We start from the raw sequence: 17526 nt of genomic DNA on the forward strand, positions 1-17526 counted from the left end.
AGTTATTCAGACCTTCCCTAGTATTAAAGAGAATGCAGCCGATACACCATCAGATTTCATGACTTGCTCCAATCTTTCGCACCGTAAAACGCTGAGTAAATGGATGGCCCTTTGCTCCATCCTGATCACGCGCTTGGCTAGGCATGTTTAGTTCCGCAGCTCTGCAATAACCTTCCAGTGCTTCTCCCCTGGAAGCAAACACTCCCAAAACCTCCAGCCATTCACAGGATTGCCCGTGATTGAAACGGCAGCAGACGATGGTGAAGTAAACCGCTTGCCCTGAACTACAAGAGCACCCTTGGCTACAAGCCCGGTATACATCTGACCCTTATAAGTTGCGCGAAATTCGGTCCCATGAGGAAAGGCAACACCCTTACATACCCATGGGTTTCCGCCTGTCATTTCGTTACCTGCTGTAGGCTTCGATGCTTGATCGTCAAGCCCAAGGAGCAGCCGAATTACGTCATTTTCGGTCATCGATTCAGACTCTCGGCGAACCGTTAGCTCTTTGAAGACTTCAAAATCAACTTCGATAGTTGCCATGACTCAGCCTCTCTATTAAGCGACTATAGATTAAATAGTAGCTCTTATAGCGTTTATAGCAAGCAAGTTTTGAGTTTATGGGAGGATCTTTTTATTTATGACGCCACGACCGTGCGCGCATACGTGACCCCGCCCCCTTTTCAGGGCCGCTCATTGTCAAAAAAATCCGGGATTCTCGAAAGCCAACGGGATCAAAAGCGTATTTATCCAACGGCACAAGTTCGGAAAATGGCTAACTGCTCGGCTTTTCCAAAACGCCAAAAGCGAACTGAGAGTCGAACAGGTCACCGAGGCCCTGAATTGCAAGACTCAGCGCGTTCGTGATCTCGTGACGGTCAATGTACTTATATGGGCGAAGGGGCAACCGAGGATTCGCGGCCGATCCTTTTGTGAACATGCCATGCTTTCAGTGCGGAAAAGACATTATCAAAAGCGGTTAACGTACCGCTGGTACTGATTGGCCTGCGGCACCGGAAGCGGTCACTCGCCCGGGGATTCAACCCGGCCGAGCAGGCAACAACTCAAGGGGTTGGCAATTCGTCAGCCCGCAGACAGGCCTCGATGGCAAAGGTGTGTGAACAATCATCACCCAGCTGACGCAGCGAATCCGCCAGCCTGAGCAAATACTCCGAATTGGGGCCGCTAGGCCCCGTGGCGAGGGCAATCTGCCGCGCAATATCTGCTTCCGGTGCCTCGCCTAGAAAGGCCTCATTGTCTTCCGTAGCGATGTACACCAACCCCTCGGCATGACTGCCATCGTCAAAGGTCATGGTGGTACTGAAGCGCAGATAGCCGTTCTTTTCCCGCACATCCAGATACTCGAAGACGTTGGGTGACACCCGATAGGCTACGCCCTTGCATACGGCATCGGGCTGCTCAATCAGCGTGACCACCCGCCCGGGCGCTTCGGGGGTGCCACGGTGATCATGAGAACCCTGCCAGAACCGACGAGCCCAACCGCGAATGGCTGCCGGGCGCTGCTCCAGGAAGGGGAAATCCACTTTGTAGATCAGCGAGCCATAGCCGAAGAGCCAGATGGCCTCGATGCCATCAAAATTGAACCGGCTGCGATTATGCTCAATGGTGTTCGCGGGCATGACTCATCCCATCCAGAAATAACGACCGGATTGTCTCAGGCGCCCGAGGTACTGGCAATGAAGCCGGCAATACCGGTCAGCACGATTTCTGCCGCCATCGCGGAAAGAATCAGGCCGCTGATCTTCGACATAATGTTCAGGCCGGTCTTGCCCAACGCTTTCTCAAGATAACCGGACAAGCGCAGCAATCCCGCCAGAATCAGCAAACCCGATACCAGGCCCAGCAGACCACCGGCCACTTCCGGCACCGCTTTGAGCTCGGCACCGTAAACCATGATGGCACCAATGGTCGCCGGACCAATCATGACCGGAATGGCCAGCGGCACGACCGCAATGTCATCCCGATCCTCTTCAGGCAACCCGGTGGCGTGGTTACGGGTGCCACTGTTCACCAGACTGATGGCGGTGAGGAACAGCAGGCTGCCGGCACCGATGCGGAAGGAATTCAAGGTGATGCCAATGGCGTTGAACAGCAGCGGGCCGGCGAAAAACAGAATCACACCCAGAATAAAGGCCGAGACACAGGCCCGACGAATGATGGAGGTTTTCTCCGCTATCGGGAGCCCCCGGGTGAGGGCCAGAAACATGGTGACCACGAAAAACGGCGCCAGCAGGAACAGGAATCGGATGGTGCTGCTGAGATAGGTAGAGAAAAACATTTCAAACATTCGGGCAAATCCGGCACAGGGTTAAAGCCGGTAAGCATAGCGTCCGAAAGGCTTTTTTGCCGTAAGGAAGAGAACCTATGGGTACTCAACGCTTCTTGATGGACGGCTTGCGGGGCTTGCCCGGTTTCGATGGCTTACCTTTGGATCCCGGACCACGACCACCCGGCTTCGGGCCGCCGCCGGGTTTACCAGATGGCCGTTTTCCGGGCCCGGAACCGGTGCCTTTTCGCCCTTTACCAGCTGGTGGCTTCCCGCCAGCTTTTGCACCACCCCGCGCAGGCTTGCCACCGGGCCCCGGGCGAGCGCCCCTCGCACCCGCCGGCTTCTTCCGGGGCTTGCTGCCAGCAGGTTCCGTGGCCTCGGACGAGGAATCCCGGATGGCATCGAACAGTACCGCCAGTTCCTTCTCCGTCAGATCCCGCCAGGCGCCCACCGGCAACCCCTGCAGACTGACGTTCATGATGCGCACTCGCTCCAGCCTGGTCACCTCGTAGCCAAAGTACTCCGCCATACGGCGAATCTGGCGATTCAGGCCCTGAACCAGAGTAATGCGGAACACAAACCGGGACACCTTTTCGACCTTGCAGCGCTTGGTCATGGTCCCCAGAATCGGCACACCGCTACTCATTCCCTCTACGAATTCCCGGGTGACGGGCTTGTCGACCGTGACCAGGTATTCCTTCTCGTGATTATTGCCGGCGCGCAGGATCTTGTTCACCAGATCGCCATTGCTGGTCAGGAAAATCAGCCCCTGGGAATCCTTGTCGAGCCGGCCAATGGGGAAAATCCGTTCACTGTGGCCGACAAAACGCTGGATGTTGTCTTTCTCCGCGCTGTCGGTGGTGCTGACAATACCCACCGGTTTGTTCAGGGCGATGAACACCAGATCTTCTTCGTCTCTCGGCTCCACCACCTGACCGTTGACCTTAACCACATCTCCGGGCAATACCTGATCGCCCACCTGGGCCCGGCGGCCGTTGATGTGCACGTTGCCCTGCTCAATGTACCGGTCGGCATCCCGACGGGAGCACATGCCGCTCTCGCTGATGTATTTGTTCAGTCGGGTTGAGGTTCGGTTGGCCATGACATCCTGCCGGTTTCAGATGATGGTTGAATGCGTGCCGGGCAGCACGCAACCCGCGCATCATCCCATTGCATCACCGTGACGGCAACTGCCGGTCACCGCCTGCGGAACGGGTAGAACAGCTGCCCCAGATAGGAACCCGGCAGTTTCTGGGTCGTGCCATACTCCGCTGGCCAGTGCGCTTTCGGGAAATGATAGGTGCCGAACAGCCGGTCAAAGAGCACCGTGTGTGCCGAGTAATTGGTATCGATGGCCGGCTTCTCTGAACTATGGTGCCAGTGGTGGAATTGAGGCGTTACCAACAGATATTTGAGCGGCCCCCAGGGCACATTGAGATTGCTGTGGATAATGATGGCCTGCAGCGCGGCAAACGTGACGTAGATATCCAGCGCTTCCTTGCTGGCTCCGAGCAGATACAACGCCAGCATGACCAACCCCCGCTCAATAAAAATCTGAACCACATGCGCGCGGGAGCCCGCCAGCCAGTCCATGGTTTCCACCGAATGGTGAACCGCATGAAACAGCCACAGCCGCCGGACTTCATGGAATACCCGATGCTCCCAATACAGCACGAAGTCGGCCACCAGAATCAGCAGAACCACCTGCAGCCATAGCGGCATGCTCTGGATAGCCGCCTGAAGACTGTCGCTGGCCACCCATTCAAAGTGCGTTACCAGGAAGTTGCCAAACAACAGAACCGCTGAGATCAGCAGGTGATTCAGGCAGAAGTAAAAGAAATCCAGCCCCCACTGATCCCGTAAAATGACCTGCTCCCGATACTTCGGAAAGAGCTTCTCCAGGCTGGTAAAGACAATGGTGGAACCCAGAAAGGCCAGAATCAGCCAGTCCACGCCGAGCGACAGCGGTTTCGGCTCCACCGGCCCGACCGGGACGTTGTAGCCACCCAGGCCAAACGCGATCAGCGTCATGGCAATACCTGCAGCGCCAAGCCGTTTGCGCCGATCAAGAATGAAGGTGGTAATGCCGAAAAACAGGGAGAACCACATACCGTACTTCAGGACATCCTGAAGCGCCTCGGCATCATACGCGGCACGAAGATCAGTGGTGGTCAGATAGGAAGGGAACAGGTAGGCGAGCACCGCCGCCAGGCTCAAGCCACCGAGAAATATCGAAAAATACCCGGGGATTCGTCCATTCCGAAAGCGAAGTTCTTTTTCCGGGCGGGGCACTACCACCCGCTCGCGGTACTGGTAATCGGTATCCTGTTCCGTATTCATGCGTTCCCTGCTGAAATTTCAGGCTTAGCAACAAGCGCCGAATAACCAAGGGCGCCAGTTCATGATCCGTGTTCCAGTGGATCGGGGTGCATATGGTATTTCAGGAACGCGAAAACTACCAACCACTCGTTGGGGCGGTGTGGCTTACATCAACCTCATAGCGCCCGAAGCATCCTGACTCGGGCGCTATAATTATCTACCGTTTTAACCAGCCAACGCCGGCTCCGCACCCGGCTCCATAACCTCCGCCGATTCACACACATACTGCTCGGCATCAAACCGCCGGGTCTGCTGTCGGAACTGCCAGGTGAAGCCCGGCCACAAGGTGGTGTTCTTGCCGTTCTCGTTCACATACCAGCTCTTGCAACCGGTCTGCCATACGGAGTCGCCCAGTTTGGCGTGTATAGAGGCGTTGTACTGGCTGTAGGCATCCTCTTTCACTTCCACGCTCTTCCAGCCTCTGTGGTCCATCTTCTTGATGGCATCCAGCACGTACTGCACCTGGGACTCGATCATGTACACCATGGAGCTGTGGCCCAGGCCGGTGTTGGGACCCATCAGCATGAAGAAGTTTGGAAAGCCGGCCACGGTGGTGCCTTTGTAGGCTTCCGCGCCCTCACGCCAGGCGTCGAGCAGATCCTGGCCCCCACGGCCGAAGATCATGCCCCGGGGAATGGGTTCCTGGGCCTTGAAGCCGGTGCCATAGACAATACAATCCACCGGGCGCTCGGTGCCATTGTTGTCGATGATGGTGTTACCTTTCACTTCGCGAACGCCCTCCGTCAGTACGTCCACGTGCTCCTGGTCCAGGGCCGGGTAGTAGTTGTTGGAGATCAGCACCCGCTTGCAGCCGAAATGGAAATCCGGCGTCACTTTCTTGCGCAGTTCCTTGTCCTTGATCTGGTTGCGGATGTGTCGACGGGCCTGTAACTCACCGACTTTCAGAATGCGCGGGTTACCCACGAAGCCAAGCACCCGGGCTTCCAGCATCCAGTAAATGCTCTGGCGGAACGCATTCAGGGTTTGCGGGAACCGACGGAACATGGCCCGTTCCAATGGCCGGATTTCCCGGTCAGGCTTGGGCATGATCCAGGGCGGCGTACGCTGGTAAAGGTCCAGATGGGCGGCCTCTTTGGCGATTTCCGGCACGAACTGGATGGCCGAAGCACCAGTGCCGATAACCGCCACCCGCTTGCCACGAAAATCGTAGTCATGGTCCCAGTTCTGGGAATGGAAACTGGCCCCTGTGAACGTGTCTATGCCCTTGATCTCCGGATACGCGGGGGTGCTCAGGCCGCCCATGCCGGACACCAGGATCTCGCTTCGCAGCTTGCGGATTGGCGGCAGGGCCTTGTCGCTGCGGTCCAGCTCATCCCCGGGCTTCAGACCTTTCTTTTCCATGTAGTCCCAGAGCTTTGCACTGTTGCAGGTTTCCACCACCCAGCCCGAGTTGGCCTCATCCCAACGGGCACCAGCCACGTGGGTGTTAAAACGAATGTGTTCCATCAAACCGTATTTCTCGGCGCAATGCCGCAGGTACGCCTGAATCTCCGGCTGGGGAGCAAACATGCGGGTCCAGTTCGGATTCTGCTCAAAGGAGAAGGAATACAGGGCAGATTGAACATCGCAGGCGCAGCCCGGGTAGTGGTTGTCGTGCCAGGTGCCGCCGACGTTGTCGCTCTGCTCCAGAATCACAAAGTCGTCAAAACCGGCCTCTTTCAACTTGATGGCCATGCCCAGGCCGGAAAAACCGGTGCCGATAATGGCGATCTTGGCGGTTTGTTTCATTGCTGCACTCCTGTGTGGCCTGAAGGGCCTTGCCTGTTGTTGTCGGTGTGGTCATCATGACCGGTAGACACATGTATACCGGTCAAAGTAGACACCTGTATACCCGCGCGCACAGGAATGGCCCTGAGTGACAGGTTGTTGGCCCAATGCCCAAAGGAAACACGACTCGATGCAACGACTTGCCGGCGGAAAACTGAAACTGGTTCAGGCCGCACTGAGGCTGATTACCCAAAGCCGCAGCCTGACCTCACTGGGCCTACGGGAACTGGCCCGGGAGGCGGGGTTGAACCCGAATACCTTTTACCGGCACTTCCGCAATCTGGACGAATTCGGTTTGCAGGTACTGGGGTATATCGCCGAGGACATGAAAGCCGGTGTACGGCAGCTGCGGCAGATGGCGGATTCCTCGGAACAGGCCTCCCACGACACCGTCACCTTTGTGTACCACTACTTCCTGGCCAACCCGGCGGCAACCACGGTGGCGGTCAGGGAACTGCACGGCCCGTCGCCCGTGTTACGCCGGGCGCTGGAGGCACAACTGGACGCCAGCGCACGGGAGATGGCCGAGGATATTCTGGAGCGCGGGCTGGTGCCCGGTGTCGACGAGGTGGTGGTACAAGAGATTTCCAACATGACCATCCGCTACATTCTGTTCCGGGCCATGGACTATATCGAGAAGCCGGAGCAGCGGGAGCGGATTCAGCTGGAAACGGAGCGGTTCATCAACCGGCAGTTCCGGGGGGCATTAATCGAGGAACTGGATTCCGGGCAGATTCTGGCGCTGAAACAGGCGCCGGCCGCTGACTGAGGTCAGGCCGGCGCCCGGGAGCTTTTATTCGGTGGTGTTGTATACGTAAGAGGATACCGTGCCGTCGTTATTGAAACGGACCACCAGATCCGTGGTTTCATCATCACCAAAGGCGGACCAGCGATACTTGCCGTAAGTCCAGGTGCGCTTGCCGTCTTCAATACCGGTGCGCCAGGGCTCACCGAACATCTCCTGTATCTCGGCGCGGGTCGTCTCACCGATCGTTATCTGGTCGACATTGTGAGTGGCAAAATCCCGGCCGACAGTGGCGCAACCCACCAGGGTGATCAATACCGCAGCCAGCCCAGCCAGTTTGAGATGACGCATCAAAGCCATATCCAACTCCTTGTCTGATGAATAGCAACAATCTGCCTACAGCATAGCGTTTCTGCCGATTGCTGCGATTACGAACCGGACAGATTTCAGACATAAAAAAGCCGCGGGCCCGAAGGCGCGCGGCAGGCACGATCGAAGGGGTAGGTTCGATCAGTAGAGTTTTGCCAGGGACTTCTTGGCGAAGGCTTCCACTTCGTTCAGGCGGCCTTCTTTCACTTTCACCAGCCATTCAGGGTCCTGAAGCAGGGCGCGGCCAACGGCGATCAGATCGAATTCACCGTTGTTCATGCGCTCAACCAGCTCGTCAATGCCAGACTGCTCCACCGCCTCTTTCTTGCTGGCGAAGGTGCCGCTGATGAAATCTTCCGTCAGGCCCACGCTGCCAACCGACATGGTCGGCTTGCCGGTGATTTTCTGGGTCCAGCCGGCCAGGTTCAGGTTGGAGCCTTCGAATTCCGGTTCCCAGAAACGGCGGGTGGAAGCATGAAAGATGTCTACACCAGCCTCCACCAGAGGCTTCAGGAAGCGCTCAAGTTCTTCGGGGCTGTTCACCAGTTTCGCTTCGTAGTCCTGCTGCTTCCACTGAGAGAAACGCAGCATGATCGGGTAATCCGGGCCCACGCGGTGGCGCACTTCCTCGACGATTTCCACCACAAAGCGCAGGCGGTTTTCCAGGCTGCCGCCGTATTCATCGTCGCGCTGGTTGGTGCCTTCCCACAGGAATTGATCCAGCAGGTAGCCGTGTGCACCGTGGATTTCCACACCGTCAAAGCCCAGGGCCTTGGCGTCCTGGGCGGCATCGCCGAAGGCCTTGATAACGTCCTGGATATCTTCCTTGGTCATGGCCTTGCCGTTGGGCTTGCCCGGGGCAAACAGGCCTGAAGGGCTGTAACCGGGAACAGAGGGATCCGGCTCGATACCTTCCTTGCGTACCGCGCCCACGTGCCACAGTTGCGGGAAAATGGCGCCGCCGGCTTCGTGCACGGCATCCACCACTTTCTTCCAGCCCGCCAGGGCTTCGTCGCCATAGAAGGCCGGTACGTTCGGGTAACCGTTGGCAGCCGCGTGGTTCACGACAGTGCCTTCGGTAATGATCAGGCCAACACCGGCCTCGGCGCGGCGGCGATAGTAGTCCACCACATCCTGACCGGGTACACCCTTAGGCGAGAAATTGCGGGTCATCGGCGCCATGGCTACGCGGTTGCGCAGCTTGAGGTTATGAAGTTCAAACGGCTCGAACAAAGGACCAAGATTCATACTCATGTGATGTGCAACCTCATCAATTTGGTTTCGTAAAGCAACCCTATTAAATCCGGTTTCAAAATGCAACCCTATTCGGTACACTCCCCCACATGGCCAGAAAACGTTTTGATGACTCCAACTGCTCCGTCGCCCGCGCCCTGAATGAAGTGGGGGACTGGTGGTCACTGCTGATTGTGCTGCACGCCATGTACGGCACCCGCCGATTTGTGGATTTTCAGCAGCAACTGGGGATTGCCAAGAACATTCTGTGCGACCGACTGGCCAAACTGGTCGACAACGAGGTCTTGCGCAAAGTGGATGTTGGCGAGCACGGCTCACGCTTTGAGTACCGGCTCACGGAGAAAGGCCGCGACCTGTTTCCGGTGGTGGTGGCTCTGCGCCAGTGGGGCGACAAGTGGAACCCGTCTCCGGACGGCCAGCCCCTGGACCTCCGGGACCGCGATAGCGGCCAGCCAATACAGCCGGTCACCGTGCAGAATACCCAGGGTCAGCCCCTGTCCATTCGGGACGTGTTTGTGCCCAGCGATGAAGACAAGCCCCTCGACGAAGCCCAGGCCTGACCATCCGCAATAGCCGCATTTCCACGTTTTCTTGAGTTGAATCAAGACTTATTGGCCAGCTGCGCTGCCTTCCGCCATTTCTTGCGCTAAATCAAGATTGCCTGTCCGGATGTCATTACATTTAAGCCATCGATCTTTCATGGATAAGGAGATGGCTATGTCTCGTGGTTTTAAACTCAGTGTTCTGGCTGCGGCCGTAATGGCAGTGGCTCCTGCAGCTCAGGCTTTTGAAGCGGGTGATTTTGTTCTGCGTGCGGGTGCGGTTCATGTCGCGCCGGATGACTCCAGCGATGCCCTGAACGTAACTGGTTTTGTCGGCCCGATCGACGGTGCCAACGTCACTCTGGATGGCACAGAAGTAGGTGTTGATGGTAACTCCCAGCTGGGCATTAGGGCGACCTACATGGTCACCAGCAACCTGGGTATTGGCGTTCTGGGTGCCACCCCGTTCAAGCACAACATTGAAGGTAAAGGCGATCTGTCTGGCTTCGGCAAGCTGGGTGAAACCAAGCACCTGCCGCCAACACTGACACTGCAGTACTTCCCAATGCACAGCAGCTCCAAGTTCCAGCCGTACGCGGGCGTGGGTGTGAACTACACCACTTTCTTCGAAGAAAAAACCAACGACACTCTGGACACGGTTCTGAACTCCGTGGCGGGCAGTCTGTCTGGCGGTGCTCTGGCGGGCGCGGTGTCAAGCTCTGAGCTCGAACTCGACGACAGTGTTGGCGTCGCTGTGGAGCTGGGCATGGACTATATGCTGAGTGAAAATTTCGGTCTGAACGCTGCTATCTGGTGGGCTGACATCAACACCGACGCAACCATTACCGCCTACGCTGGTGATGTGAAAGCAGCTGAAGTAGAAACTGAAGTCGAAATCGACCCCATGGTCTACATGGTAGGTTTCACCTACAAGTTCTGATCCGCACTCCCGGTAGCTCCCACGGTCTGTCGGCTACCGGATGGTGCGTTCTCCTGCGCGGGGCTTCGGCCCCGCCTTTTTTATGTCAGGAGAAACGGTTTTCAGGCGCTCTGGCGTTGAGCCGGGCGACCACTTCTACCCTGCCCCTGGCCACGGCCACGGCCTTGTCCTTCGCCCTGACCACCACGGCCACGACCGCCGCTACGACCAGCCGGCTTCGGGCCAAAGTTCTTACCATTGCCACCCTGAGGGCGACGATTCCGCGCCTTACTCGGGTCTGCTTTGGCCTTGGGCTTCAGCGGCAGGTTGTTTTTCGGCTCAAAGCCTTCCACTTCCTTGCGCGGCAGCTGCTTCTTGATCAGCTTCTCGATACCCGCCAGCAGCTTGCCTTCGTCAGCACTGACCAGTGACAGGGCATGGCCACTTTCACCGGCTCGGCCGGTACGACCAATGCGGTGCACGTAATCTTCCGGCACGTTCGGCAGTTCAAAGTTCACCACTTGCGGCAGCTGTTTGATATCCAGACCACGGGCAGCAATGTCGGTGGCGACCAGTACGCGCACTTCACCGGCTTTGAAATCCGCCAGGGCACGGGTACGGGCACCCTGGGACTTGTTGCCGTGAATGGCGGCAGCCGTGATACCGTCTTTCTCCAGCTTCTGGGTCAGGCGGTTGGCGCCGTGCTTGGTACGGGTGAAAACCAGTACCTGATCCCAGTCGTTGTCACGCACCAGCTTGCTCAGCAAGGCTGTCTTCTGGCTCTGGTCAACCGGGTAAACGGACTGCTTCACTTTCTCGGCGGTGGTGTTACGGGCCGCCACTTCCACCTGCACCGGGTTATCCAGCAGGCCCTGGGCCAGGGTACGGATTTCGTTGGAGAAGGTGGCGGAGAACAGCAGGTTCTGGCGCTTGGCCGGCAGCAACGCCAGGATCTTGCGAATATCGCGGATAAAGCCCATGTCGAGCATGCGGTCGGCTTCGTCCAGCACCAGGATTTCCACTTCGTTGAAGCGCACCGCGTTCTGCTGGTACAGGTCCATCAAACGGCCCGGTGTGGCCACCAGTACGTCCAGGCCCTTGCGCAGCTTCATCATCTGCGGGTTGATCTTTACACCACCAAAAACCACAGCGGCCTTGGTGGGTACGTATTTGCTGTAAAGGTTCACGCTATCGTGTACCTGGGCGGCCAGCTCACGGGTGGGTGTGAGAATCAGGGCGCGGGGGCCTTTGCCAGTGCGGGGATTTTCCGCCAGGCGCTGCAACAAAGGCAGGGTAAAACCAGCGGTTTTACCGGTGCCGGTCTGGGCCGCGGCCATTACATCTTTGCCAGACAGCACCGCAGGAATCGCCTGCTGCTGGATGGGAGACGGGGTTTCATAACCCTGATCGGCGGTGGCACGGACCAGCTGCTCGGACAAACCGAGAGAAGAAAAACTCATATACGATGTACTCTTGATTGATTCTGCCTCCACGAACACCGTCGTCGGCGAATGCGGGCAGATGCCATGAAAGTCATGGAATAAAAGACGACTACGGTCACTCGCCGGGTTCGGGGTGACGTCCTCTGACAGGTCGTATGAAATGGTTCGCAAGGCGGCTTTAAGCCGGAAACTGCGGAATCCCTAGAGGCAGGATGCAGGCACGGTAACAGAGCACCCGGCAAATAGCTATAGGTGGTGTTATTGGCCGGCTTTCATTTTCAGGGTGATAAATGGAACTCTGACAGGGCCCGGCGGTCATTAGCCGCCGTATGCTACTAAAAACTCACGCTTTCCGGAGATTCCATGCTCAGCGTAGGCATCGGCCCCCTCAGCCTGTCCATCGGACACCTGCTTCTCGTTCTGGCCTTCGTGGTTGCCCTGGTGGTTGGCGGCCTGATCGGCCGGAAAGAGAAAACGCCGGTGGCCGGTATCCTGGCCGATATCTTTCTGGTGGCCATGGTCAGTGCCCGCATCGGTTTTGTGGTGCGCTACTTCAGCGAGTACCAGGGCGACTGGCTGGGCATGATCGACATCCGCGACGGCGGGTTCGACCTGGTGACCGGCCTGTTTGCTGCGTTGGCCTTCACCGGTTACCTGATGTGGAAACGGGCGGCCATACGCCGGGCGCTGGGCTCGGCGGTCGCGGCTGGCTTCATCATCTGGGGGGGTATGTCTGGCATTATTGCGCTGATCAACCAGCAAACCCGGGGCCTGCCGGAAGTGGCCCTGACCGATCTGAACGAACGCCCGGTAGACCTGGCCAGCCTGGCCGGTGACAAGCCCACGGTGGTCAATCTCTGGGCCACCTGGTGCCCGCCATGTATCCGCGAGATGCCTGTGCTGGAAGAGGCCCAGCAACGCTACCCGAACGTGAACTTTGTGTTCGCCAATCAGGGCGAACATCCGGCAACCATCCGCAAGTTCCTGATGGCACAGAATCTGAACCTGAGCCACGTACTGAGCGACAGACAGAACCGGTTTGGCCGGGTAGTCGGCAGCCACGGCTTGCCCACCACCCTGTTCTACAACGCCGAGGGCCAACTCGTGGATACCCATATGGGCGAACTGTCCCGCGCCAGCCTGGCCCGAAGCCTCGAGCGCTTCAACCCGGCTTACCTCAGGCCAGCCACAGAGTCAGACTGAAGCCCAGAAGACTGGCGGCGCAAAGACCCGACAGCGACAATGCCAGGCTCCAGCGAAACGAGGCATCCCTTGTCCGGTATCCGGTCAGCCGTTCCATAATTAACGCATTGGCCGCAAAGGGCGTGCCGAAGGCGGTAATCCCCCAGCCAGTAACCATGGCGATGGCCAGACCAAGCTGAGCTGCGCCTGGCCACAGCGAACCCAGAATACCGCCAATGAGGGTAGCAATAATAATCGGGTTCATACCCGCCAGTCCGGCAGCAAAAAACACCCAGGGTACACCGGCCGCCAGCAGCGCCCAGAGCCACACCGGTAATTCCGGCTGACCGCTGATCTGGCCCAGTACCACGCCACTGAGCACCGCCCCGATAAACGCCGAACCACCAACAATGGCCAGCTCATTGCTGACATTGGCCATGCTGGCCAGAGGCGGATTCTCCCGCTTTAACCAACCCAGAATCCGGTACAAGAGCACCGCTGCCAGACAGCTCAAGGCCACCGCATGGGCATAACTCAATCCGAACCGGTGGCTGAGCCAGAGTACACCCATGCAGATCGCCAGAATCAGCCCACCAAAACGCAACCAGCTACCCGCGCCAGCACGGTTAACGCTCCGCTCTGTGCTTTGCAACGGTTCCGGTTCTCGCCAGTGGAGCCCCGCCAGCACCATCACCACGGAAAACGGTACCGCCAGCAACAACAGCGAAAGCAGACTCACCTGCGGCAACAGCGTCAGGGTCAGCACCACCGAAATGGACAGAGGCGAAAACATGGGGGCGACGCCAAACCCTCGCAAAACAGCCCGGGTGGCATTGCGGGTAGATTCGGAATCGCCGTTGCGACGGATGCGCTCGCCCACCAGGCTGCCCACCACCGCCACCGAACCAAAGTTCAGGGGAACAGACACCAGCGAGGTGCCGAACGCGAGGCTGAGGTATCGGGCCAGCGGCTTACCACCAAACAGACTGACGGAAATCTTCTGCAGGTCCTCAGTGCGGGCCAGCACATTCGACAGCAGCATCACCGCCAGCATCAGGCCAGCCAGCCGGGTCATGTTACCGGAAGCGGTCTCAATCAGCTCCGGGTCATAGCCCAGGGCGAAAACCAGCATGACCAGCGCCACGACAAACACCGCCCGGGGCACATTGCGCATGTCCTGCCAGCCCAGCAAGACGGTCGCACCCGCGGCGGCAGCCCCCAGATAGGTCATACCCGGCAGGCTCGCCAGAATGGCAGAGAGTAAGGCAACGTAGGCTAACGCGGAGCGAAGTGGCAGCAAGACCGTTTCCCGGACAGATCAAAGGAACCCGAATAGATCGTCTATGTTAAGGAAGCTACTTTTACCGCGCCATCAGCAATTATGAGGATGGCCATCAAACCAGCCCGTGCTCCCTGGCACTGGCTTCCAGGCGGGCCTGCTCCTGCTTCAACAACTTACTGACGGCCTTCAGCTCACGAATCCGGGCATCCACCAGGGTCCTCTTACGGGCCATCACCGCCGCACCCTGCAGGCAATCAATCCGGTCCGAGCGAACCGCATCCAGCAACTCACGGATTTCGTTCAGCGAAAAACCCAGGCTCTTGAGTTGCCGCACCATCGCAACACGCGCGACGGCCTGCTCCGGGTAGTCCCGATAGTTGTTTCCGCTGCGGCCCACCTCCCGGATCAGCCCCTGTTTTTCGTAGTAGCGCAGGGTATCCCGGGTTATCCCGGTGCGCCGTTCCAGTTCCGATATCCTCATGCCAAGCACTCTCCCTGTTGACCTTCGAGCATACTCCATACTTTAGGCTGCGTTCGACTCAATGAACAAGGAACGCACCATGACCATCCTGATCACCGGCGCCACCGGTTTTATTGGTAAATATCTTTGCCTCACCCTGTTGCAGCAGGGGCATGACGTGAAGGCACTGACCCGCTCCAAGTCCAGCCTGACCCAGCTCACCGACTTTCTCGAACAGCAGGGCGTCGCCATGGAGCGGTTTTCCACCCTGGAAGGCGATCTGGAAAAGCCGGATCTGGGGCTGGTCACCTTACCGAACGGCATCGAATGCATCGTGCATCTGGCCGCCCGGTTCGCCTGGAACCTGCCCGAGCACGAGGCCCGTCACACCAACGTTACCGGCAGTCTTCGGGTGGCGGAACTGGCCCGCCACCTGAACTGCCGGCTGGTGTTTATTACGGGGTTCATGCTCGCCAACGAGGCACACCTGTCACGCCAGGGCATTCAACTGAGTCACCCGGAGCAGACCGACTGGACCCAGGTGTACCGGCGGGCCGGTGGCTATGAGGCGAGCAAACTGGAATCCGCATTCCGCTTGCGGGAATTCGTGGCAAGGCACGGGCTGAATGCGGTCGAAGTACAGCCAGCGACGGTGGCGGGCCACGGATCAACGGGGGACCTGGACCCGGCCCAACCGCTGTACAGCTTGCTCGACAACCTCTACCACGGGCGACTGGCCATGATTCCGGGGTCGCCAGAGCACTGGTTGCCATTGATTCCGGTGGATAGCCTGGCGCAACTAATTGCAGCGGCCTGCACGGCCACTCACGTACCCGATACGCTGTTGGCGCTGGACCAGAACACGCCCAACCTGGCGGGGCTGTTACAGGCTGCGGCGCAACTCCTGGGCAAGCCTGGTCCGCGCAGGCATCTTCCTATCGGCGTGATGAAAGCTCTGCTGGCCATACCTGGCTTGCCCGGGCTGCTGAAGGTGGCCCCGGAGTCCCTGGCATTTATTCAGACCTGCCGTTTCGACACCTCCCGCACAGAGCAGTTTCTGGCGAAGCAGAACGTGCAATTACCGCCATTCGCTGAGTACCTGGAGGCAAGCTGCCGACACTACTGCCAACGTCTCGGTGTCGGCGGAGGAGCAGTAACGATCGGGGCCTGACTCAGGCCCCGAACAGCGCCGAGCGAAGCGGGCGAAGGAAACCGGATGAACGGCCTTCGCTCGCGCGACTGGGTTGGCCATCAAATTCAAGATAGCCGTCTTCAATGGGATCGAAACGCAGGATCTTCACATCCTGCAGATAGTTCTGGGAGGCTTTCCACGGGCCGTGGGTGCCCTGACGCGGCAACCGGTCTTCTGCCCGCTTGATGTAACCCGCGTCGAGGGAACCGAGAATGGTATCGTCTCCTTTACTGTTCTCGGTATCTCGTGCCACGGCCACCTGATGGCCGTTACGATCCATGTGATTGATCAGCCGGCACAGGTACTCACTGGCAATATCGGCTTTCAGGGTCCAGGAAATGTTGGTGTAGCCAAAGATCATGCCCGCGTTGGGTACGCCTTCCACCATCACATTCTTGTAGATCACCTTGTCCTTGAGCGCCACCTCCTGGCCATCCACCCGGGGCGTGATGCCGCCCAGCATCTGGATGTCCAGGCCGGTAGCCGGAATGATGATGTCGGCTTCCAGCTCTTCACCGGACTTCAGGCGAATGCCGGTTTTGGTGAAGCGTTCGATATGATCGGTCTTGATGGAGGCGGTGCCGGCTTTAATGGCCTCAAACAGGTCGCCATCTTTCACCACGCACAGGCGCTGGTCCCAGGGGTTGTAGTCCGGGCTGAAGTGACGCATGTCGGCCTTGCCTTTGAGCTGCCGTTTGATCACCGACAGAAAGAGCCGGCGCATGGCTTTCGGGCTCTTGCGCGAACGCTCATAGAGCAGCCGGGAAATCGAAATGTTGCGGGCACGGGTTAACCGGTAGGCCGTCTTTTCCGGCAGCACTTTCTGCAGCGCCAGGGTGACTTTATCGGTTGACGGCAACGGCATCAGATAGGTAGGCGAACGCTGCAGCATGGTAACGTGTGCGGCCTTCTCTGCCATAGTGGGCACCAGGGTAATTGCCGTGGCACCGCTGCCAATCACCACCACCTTCTTGCCCGAGTAATCCAGATTCTCCGGCCAGTGCTGGGGATGGACGATCTGCCCCTTGAAGTCCGCTTCGCCCGGGAAATCCGGTTTGTAGCCCTGGTCATAATTGTAGTAACCGGTGCAGCCCACCAAAAAGCTGGCGGTGTAGGTTTCCTGATCGCCGGTCTGCTCGTTCTCAGCGGTCAGAGTCCAGCATTTGTCGGTGCTGGACCAGTCCGCAGTCTTCACGGCCACGCCGTAACGAATGTGGCGCTCGACATCGTTCTCTTTCGCGGTTTCCGCCACGTAGTTTTTGATCGACGCGCCATCGGCCAGCACCTTGCCGCCGGTCCAGGGCCGGAAGTTATAACCAAAGGTGAACATGTCGGAATCCGAGCGGATACCCGGGTAACGGAACAGATCCCAGGTGCCACCAAGGGACTGGCGGCGCTCCAGTATGGCGAAACGCTTGCCGGGGCATTCCCGTTTCAGGTGACAGGCCATGCCAATGCCGGATACTCCGGCGCCAATGATCAATACATCGTAGTGTTGCTGGCTCATGCGGAGACCTCTCCGGTTCGTCTTTATTATTGAATAACTCTCACGTTACGCCCGCAATCTAACAATGCAATTGGCCTCACAAGCTCCGCTAAACGGTACATAGGGTCATAATTGATATCCGACAATGTGAATTGATCAAAGGTCGACAACCCAACTTCATACTATGCTTTAGCTT

Annotated in this window: 17 protein-coding genes; 5 read left to right on the forward strand and 12 right to left on the reverse strand. The window is 58.2% G+C overall.

Annotated elements, in window-relative coordinates:
- Nucleotides 1-147: 147 nt before the first annotated feature.
- From Q675_RS30010 to Q675_RS30035, 6 genes are all read right to left on the reverse strand, one after another.
- Entirely contained in the window at nucleotides 148-543 is a 396-nt protein-coding gene (locus Q675_RS30010; protein WP_023011389.1) for a DUF4357 domain-containing protein, read from the reverse strand.
- 521 nt (nucleotides 544-1064) lie between these two features.
- The gene (locus Q675_RS30015; RefSeq protein WP_023011391.1) at nucleotides 1065-1640 is read right to left on the reverse strand and encodes a gamma-glutamylcyclotransferase; all 576 of its coding nucleotides are present in this window, start codon (nucleotides 1638-1640) and stop codon (nucleotides 1065-1067) included.
- 35 nt (nucleotides 1641-1675) lie between these two features.
- Complete coding sequence (locus Q675_RS30020; RefSeq protein WP_023011392.1) at nucleotides 1676-2308, reverse strand: MarC family protein; 633 nt, start codon at nucleotides 2306-2308, stop codon at nucleotides 1676-1678.
- A gap of 85 nt (nucleotides 2309-2393) precedes the next feature.
- Nucleotides 2394-3392, reverse strand: a complete 999-nt coding sequence (gene rluF, locus Q675_RS30025) for a 23S rRNA pseudouridine(2604) synthase RluF (RefSeq protein ID WP_023011393.1) — start codon at nucleotides 3390-3392, stop codon at nucleotides 2394-2396.
- A 95-nt stretch (nucleotides 3393-3487) separates the two neighbouring features.
- Nucleotides 3488-4630, reverse strand: a complete 1143-nt coding sequence (locus Q675_RS30030; protein WP_023011394.1) for a sterol desaturase family protein — start codon at nucleotides 4628-4630, stop codon at nucleotides 3488-3490.
- A gap of 204 nt (nucleotides 4631-4834) precedes the next feature.
- Nucleotides 4835-6418 (reverse strand): flavin-containing monooxygenase, encoded by a 1584-nt coding sequence (locus Q675_RS30035; protein WP_011787222.1) that lies wholly within the window; start codon nucleotides 6416-6418, stop codon nucleotides 4835-4837.
- Between the two features lie 169 nt (nucleotides 6419-6587).
- Here Q675_RS30035 and Q675_RS30040 point away from each other — a divergent pair, with 169 nt between their 5' ends.
- Nucleotides 6588-7226 (forward strand): TetR family transcriptional regulator, encoded by a 639-nt coding sequence (locus Q675_RS30040; protein ID WP_011787223.1) that lies wholly within the window; start codon nucleotides 6588-6590, stop codon nucleotides 7224-7226.
- Nucleotides 7227-7250: 24 nt separating this feature from the next.
- Here the strand turns inward: Q675_RS30040 and bamE are convergent, their stop codons facing one another.
- The gene (bamE, locus tag Q675_RS30045) at nucleotides 7251-7562 is read right to left on the reverse strand and encodes an outer membrane protein assembly factor BamE (RefSeq protein ID WP_011787224.1); all 312 of its coding nucleotides are present in this window, start codon (nucleotides 7560-7562) and stop codon (nucleotides 7251-7253) included.
- 150 nt (nucleotides 7563-7712) lie between these two features.
- Complete coding sequence (locus tag Q675_RS30050) at nucleotides 7713-8825, reverse strand: NADH:flavin oxidoreductase (RefSeq protein WP_011787225.1); 1113 nt, start codon at nucleotides 8823-8825, stop codon at nucleotides 7713-7715.
- 89 nt (nucleotides 8826-8914) lie between these two features.
- Between Q675_RS30050 and Q675_RS30055 the strand changes: the two genes are divergently transcribed.
- Both Q675_RS30055 and Q675_RS30060 read left to right on the forward strand, forming a co-directional pair.
- Nucleotides 8915-9385 carry a winged helix-turn-helix transcriptional regulator gene (locus Q675_RS30055; protein WP_023011396.1) on the forward strand — a complete coding sequence of 157 codons (471 nt, stop codon included), beginning with the start codon at nucleotides 8915-8917 and terminating at the stop codon, nucleotides 9383-9385.
- 157 nt (nucleotides 9386-9542) lie between these two features.
- Nucleotides 9543-10307 carry an OmpW/AlkL family protein gene (locus Q675_RS30060; protein ID WP_022991369.1) on the forward strand — a complete coding sequence of 255 codons (765 nt, stop codon included), beginning with the start codon at nucleotides 9543-9545 and terminating at the stop codon, nucleotides 10305-10307.
- Nucleotides 10308-10408: 101 nt separating this feature from the next.
- Here Q675_RS30060 and Q675_RS30065 read toward each other — a convergent pair whose 3' ends face one another.
- Nucleotides 10409-11746: a DEAD/DEAH box helicase gene (locus Q675_RS30065; RefSeq protein ID WP_023011397.1), complete on the reverse strand. Its 1338-nt coding sequence runs from the start codon at nucleotides 11744-11746 to the stop codon at nucleotides 10409-10411.
- Between the two features lie 345 nt (nucleotides 11747-12091).
- Between Q675_RS30065 and Q675_RS30070 the strand changes: the two genes are divergently transcribed.
- Complete coding sequence (locus Q675_RS30070) at nucleotides 12092-12931, forward strand: TlpA disulfide reductase family protein (RefSeq protein ID WP_023011398.1); 840 nt, start codon at nucleotides 12092-12094, stop codon at nucleotides 12929-12931.
- On the opposite strand, the gene Q675_RS30075 is transcribed toward Q675_RS30070, so the two are convergent.
- Both Q675_RS30075 and Q675_RS30080 read right to left on the reverse strand, forming a co-directional pair.
- Complete coding sequence (locus Q675_RS30075; protein ID WP_023011399.1) at nucleotides 12906-14210, reverse strand: hypothetical protein; 1305 nt, start codon at nucleotides 14208-14210, stop codon at nucleotides 12906-12908. The two genes, Q675_RS30070 and Q675_RS30075, sit on opposite strands and share 26 nt — an antisense overlap.
- 94 nt (nucleotides 14211-14304) lie before the next feature.
- On the reverse strand, nucleotides 14305-14673 hold the full coding sequence (locus tag Q675_RS30080; protein WP_014423070.1) for a MerR family transcriptional regulator: 369 nt from the start codon (nucleotides 14671-14673) through the stop codon (nucleotides 14305-14307).
- 79 nt (nucleotides 14674-14752) lie between these two features.
- Between Q675_RS30080 and Q675_RS30085 the strand changes: the two genes are divergently transcribed.
- Nucleotides 14753-15823 carry an SDR family oxidoreductase gene (locus Q675_RS30085; protein ID WP_023011400.1) on the forward strand — a complete coding sequence of 357 codons (1071 nt, stop codon included), beginning with the start codon at nucleotides 14753-14755 and terminating at the stop codon, nucleotides 15821-15823.
- Nucleotide 15824: 1 nt separating this feature from the next.
- Here Q675_RS30085 and Q675_RS30090 read toward each other — a convergent pair whose 3' ends face one another.
- The gene (locus Q675_RS30090; RefSeq protein WP_023011401.1) at nucleotides 15825-17351 is read right to left on the reverse strand and encodes a flavin-containing monooxygenase; all 1527 of its coding nucleotides are present in this window, start codon (nucleotides 17349-17351) and stop codon (nucleotides 15825-15827) included.
- Between the last annotated feature and the right edge of the window lie 175 nt (nucleotides 17352-17526).

It is taken from the genome of Marinobacter sp. EN3 (assembly GCF_000475315.1).
GTDB lineage: Bacteria > Pseudomonadota > Gammaproteobacteria > Pseudomonadales > Oleiphilaceae > Marinobacter > Marinobacter nauticus.

Excerpts from the sequence above, each read along its gene's own strand:
- Q675_RS30065 (WP_023011397.1), bottom strand. The coding sequence starts at position 11,746 with ATGAGTTTTTCTTCTCTCGGTTTGTCCGAGCAGCTGGTCCGTGCCACC.
- Q675_RS30050 (WP_011787225.1), bottom strand. The coding sequence starts at position 8,825 with ATGAGTATGAATCTTGGTCCTTTGTTCGAGCCGTTTGAACTTCATAAC.
- Q675_RS30035 (WP_011787222.1), bottom strand. The coding sequence starts at position 6,418 with ATGAAACAAACCGCCAAGATCGCCATTATCGGCACCGGTTTTTCCGGC.
- Q675_RS30040 (WP_011787223.1), top strand. The coding sequence starts at position 6,588 with ATGCAACGACTTGCCGGCGGAAAACTGAAACTGGTTCAGGCCGCACTG.
- Q675_RS30055 (WP_023011396.1), top strand. The coding sequence starts at position 8,915 with ATGGCCAGAAAACGTTTTGATGACTCCAACTGCTCCGTCGCCCGCGCC.
- Q675_RS30020 (WP_023011392.1), bottom strand. The coding sequence starts at position 2,308 with ATGTTTGAAATGTTTTTCTCTACCTATCTCAGCAGCACCATCCGATTC.
- Q675_RS30060 (WP_022991369.1), top strand. The coding sequence starts at position 9,543 with ATGTCTCGTGGTTTTAAACTCAGTGTTCTGGCTGCGGCCGTAATGGCA.
- Q675_RS30010 (WP_023011389.1), bottom strand. The coding sequence starts at position 543 with ATGGCAACTATCGAAGTTGATTTTGAAGTCTTCAAAGAGCTAACGGTT.
- rluF (WP_023011393.1), bottom strand. The coding sequence starts at position 3,392 with ATGGCCAACCGAACCTCAACCCGACTGAACAAATACATCAGCGAGAGC.
- Q675_RS30085 (WP_023011400.1), top strand. The coding sequence starts at position 14,753 with ATGACCATCCTGATCACCGGCGCCACCGGTTTTATTGGTAAATATCTT.
- Q675_RS30030 (WP_023011394.1), bottom strand. The coding sequence starts at position 4,630 with ATGAATACGGAACAGGATACCGATTACCAGTACCGCGAGCGGGTGGTA.
- Q675_RS30090 (WP_023011401.1), bottom strand. The coding sequence starts at position 17,351 with ATGAGCCAGCAACACTACGATGTATTGATCATTGGCGCCGGAGTATCC.
- bamE (WP_011787224.1), bottom strand. The coding sequence starts at position 7,562 with ATGGCTTTGATGCGTCATCTCAAACTGGCTGGGCTGGCTGCGGTATTG.
- Q675_RS30015 (WP_023011391.1), bottom strand. The coding sequence starts at position 1,640 with ATGCCCGCGAACACCATTGAGCATAATCGCAGCCGGTTCAATTTTGAT.
- Q675_RS30080 (WP_014423070.1), bottom strand. The coding sequence starts at position 14,673 with ATGAGGATATCGGAACTGGAACGGCGCACCGGGATAACCCGGGATACC.
- Q675_RS30070 (WP_023011398.1), top strand. The coding sequence starts at position 12,092 with ATGCTCAGCGTAGGCATCGGCCCCCTCAGCCTGTCCATCGGACACCTG.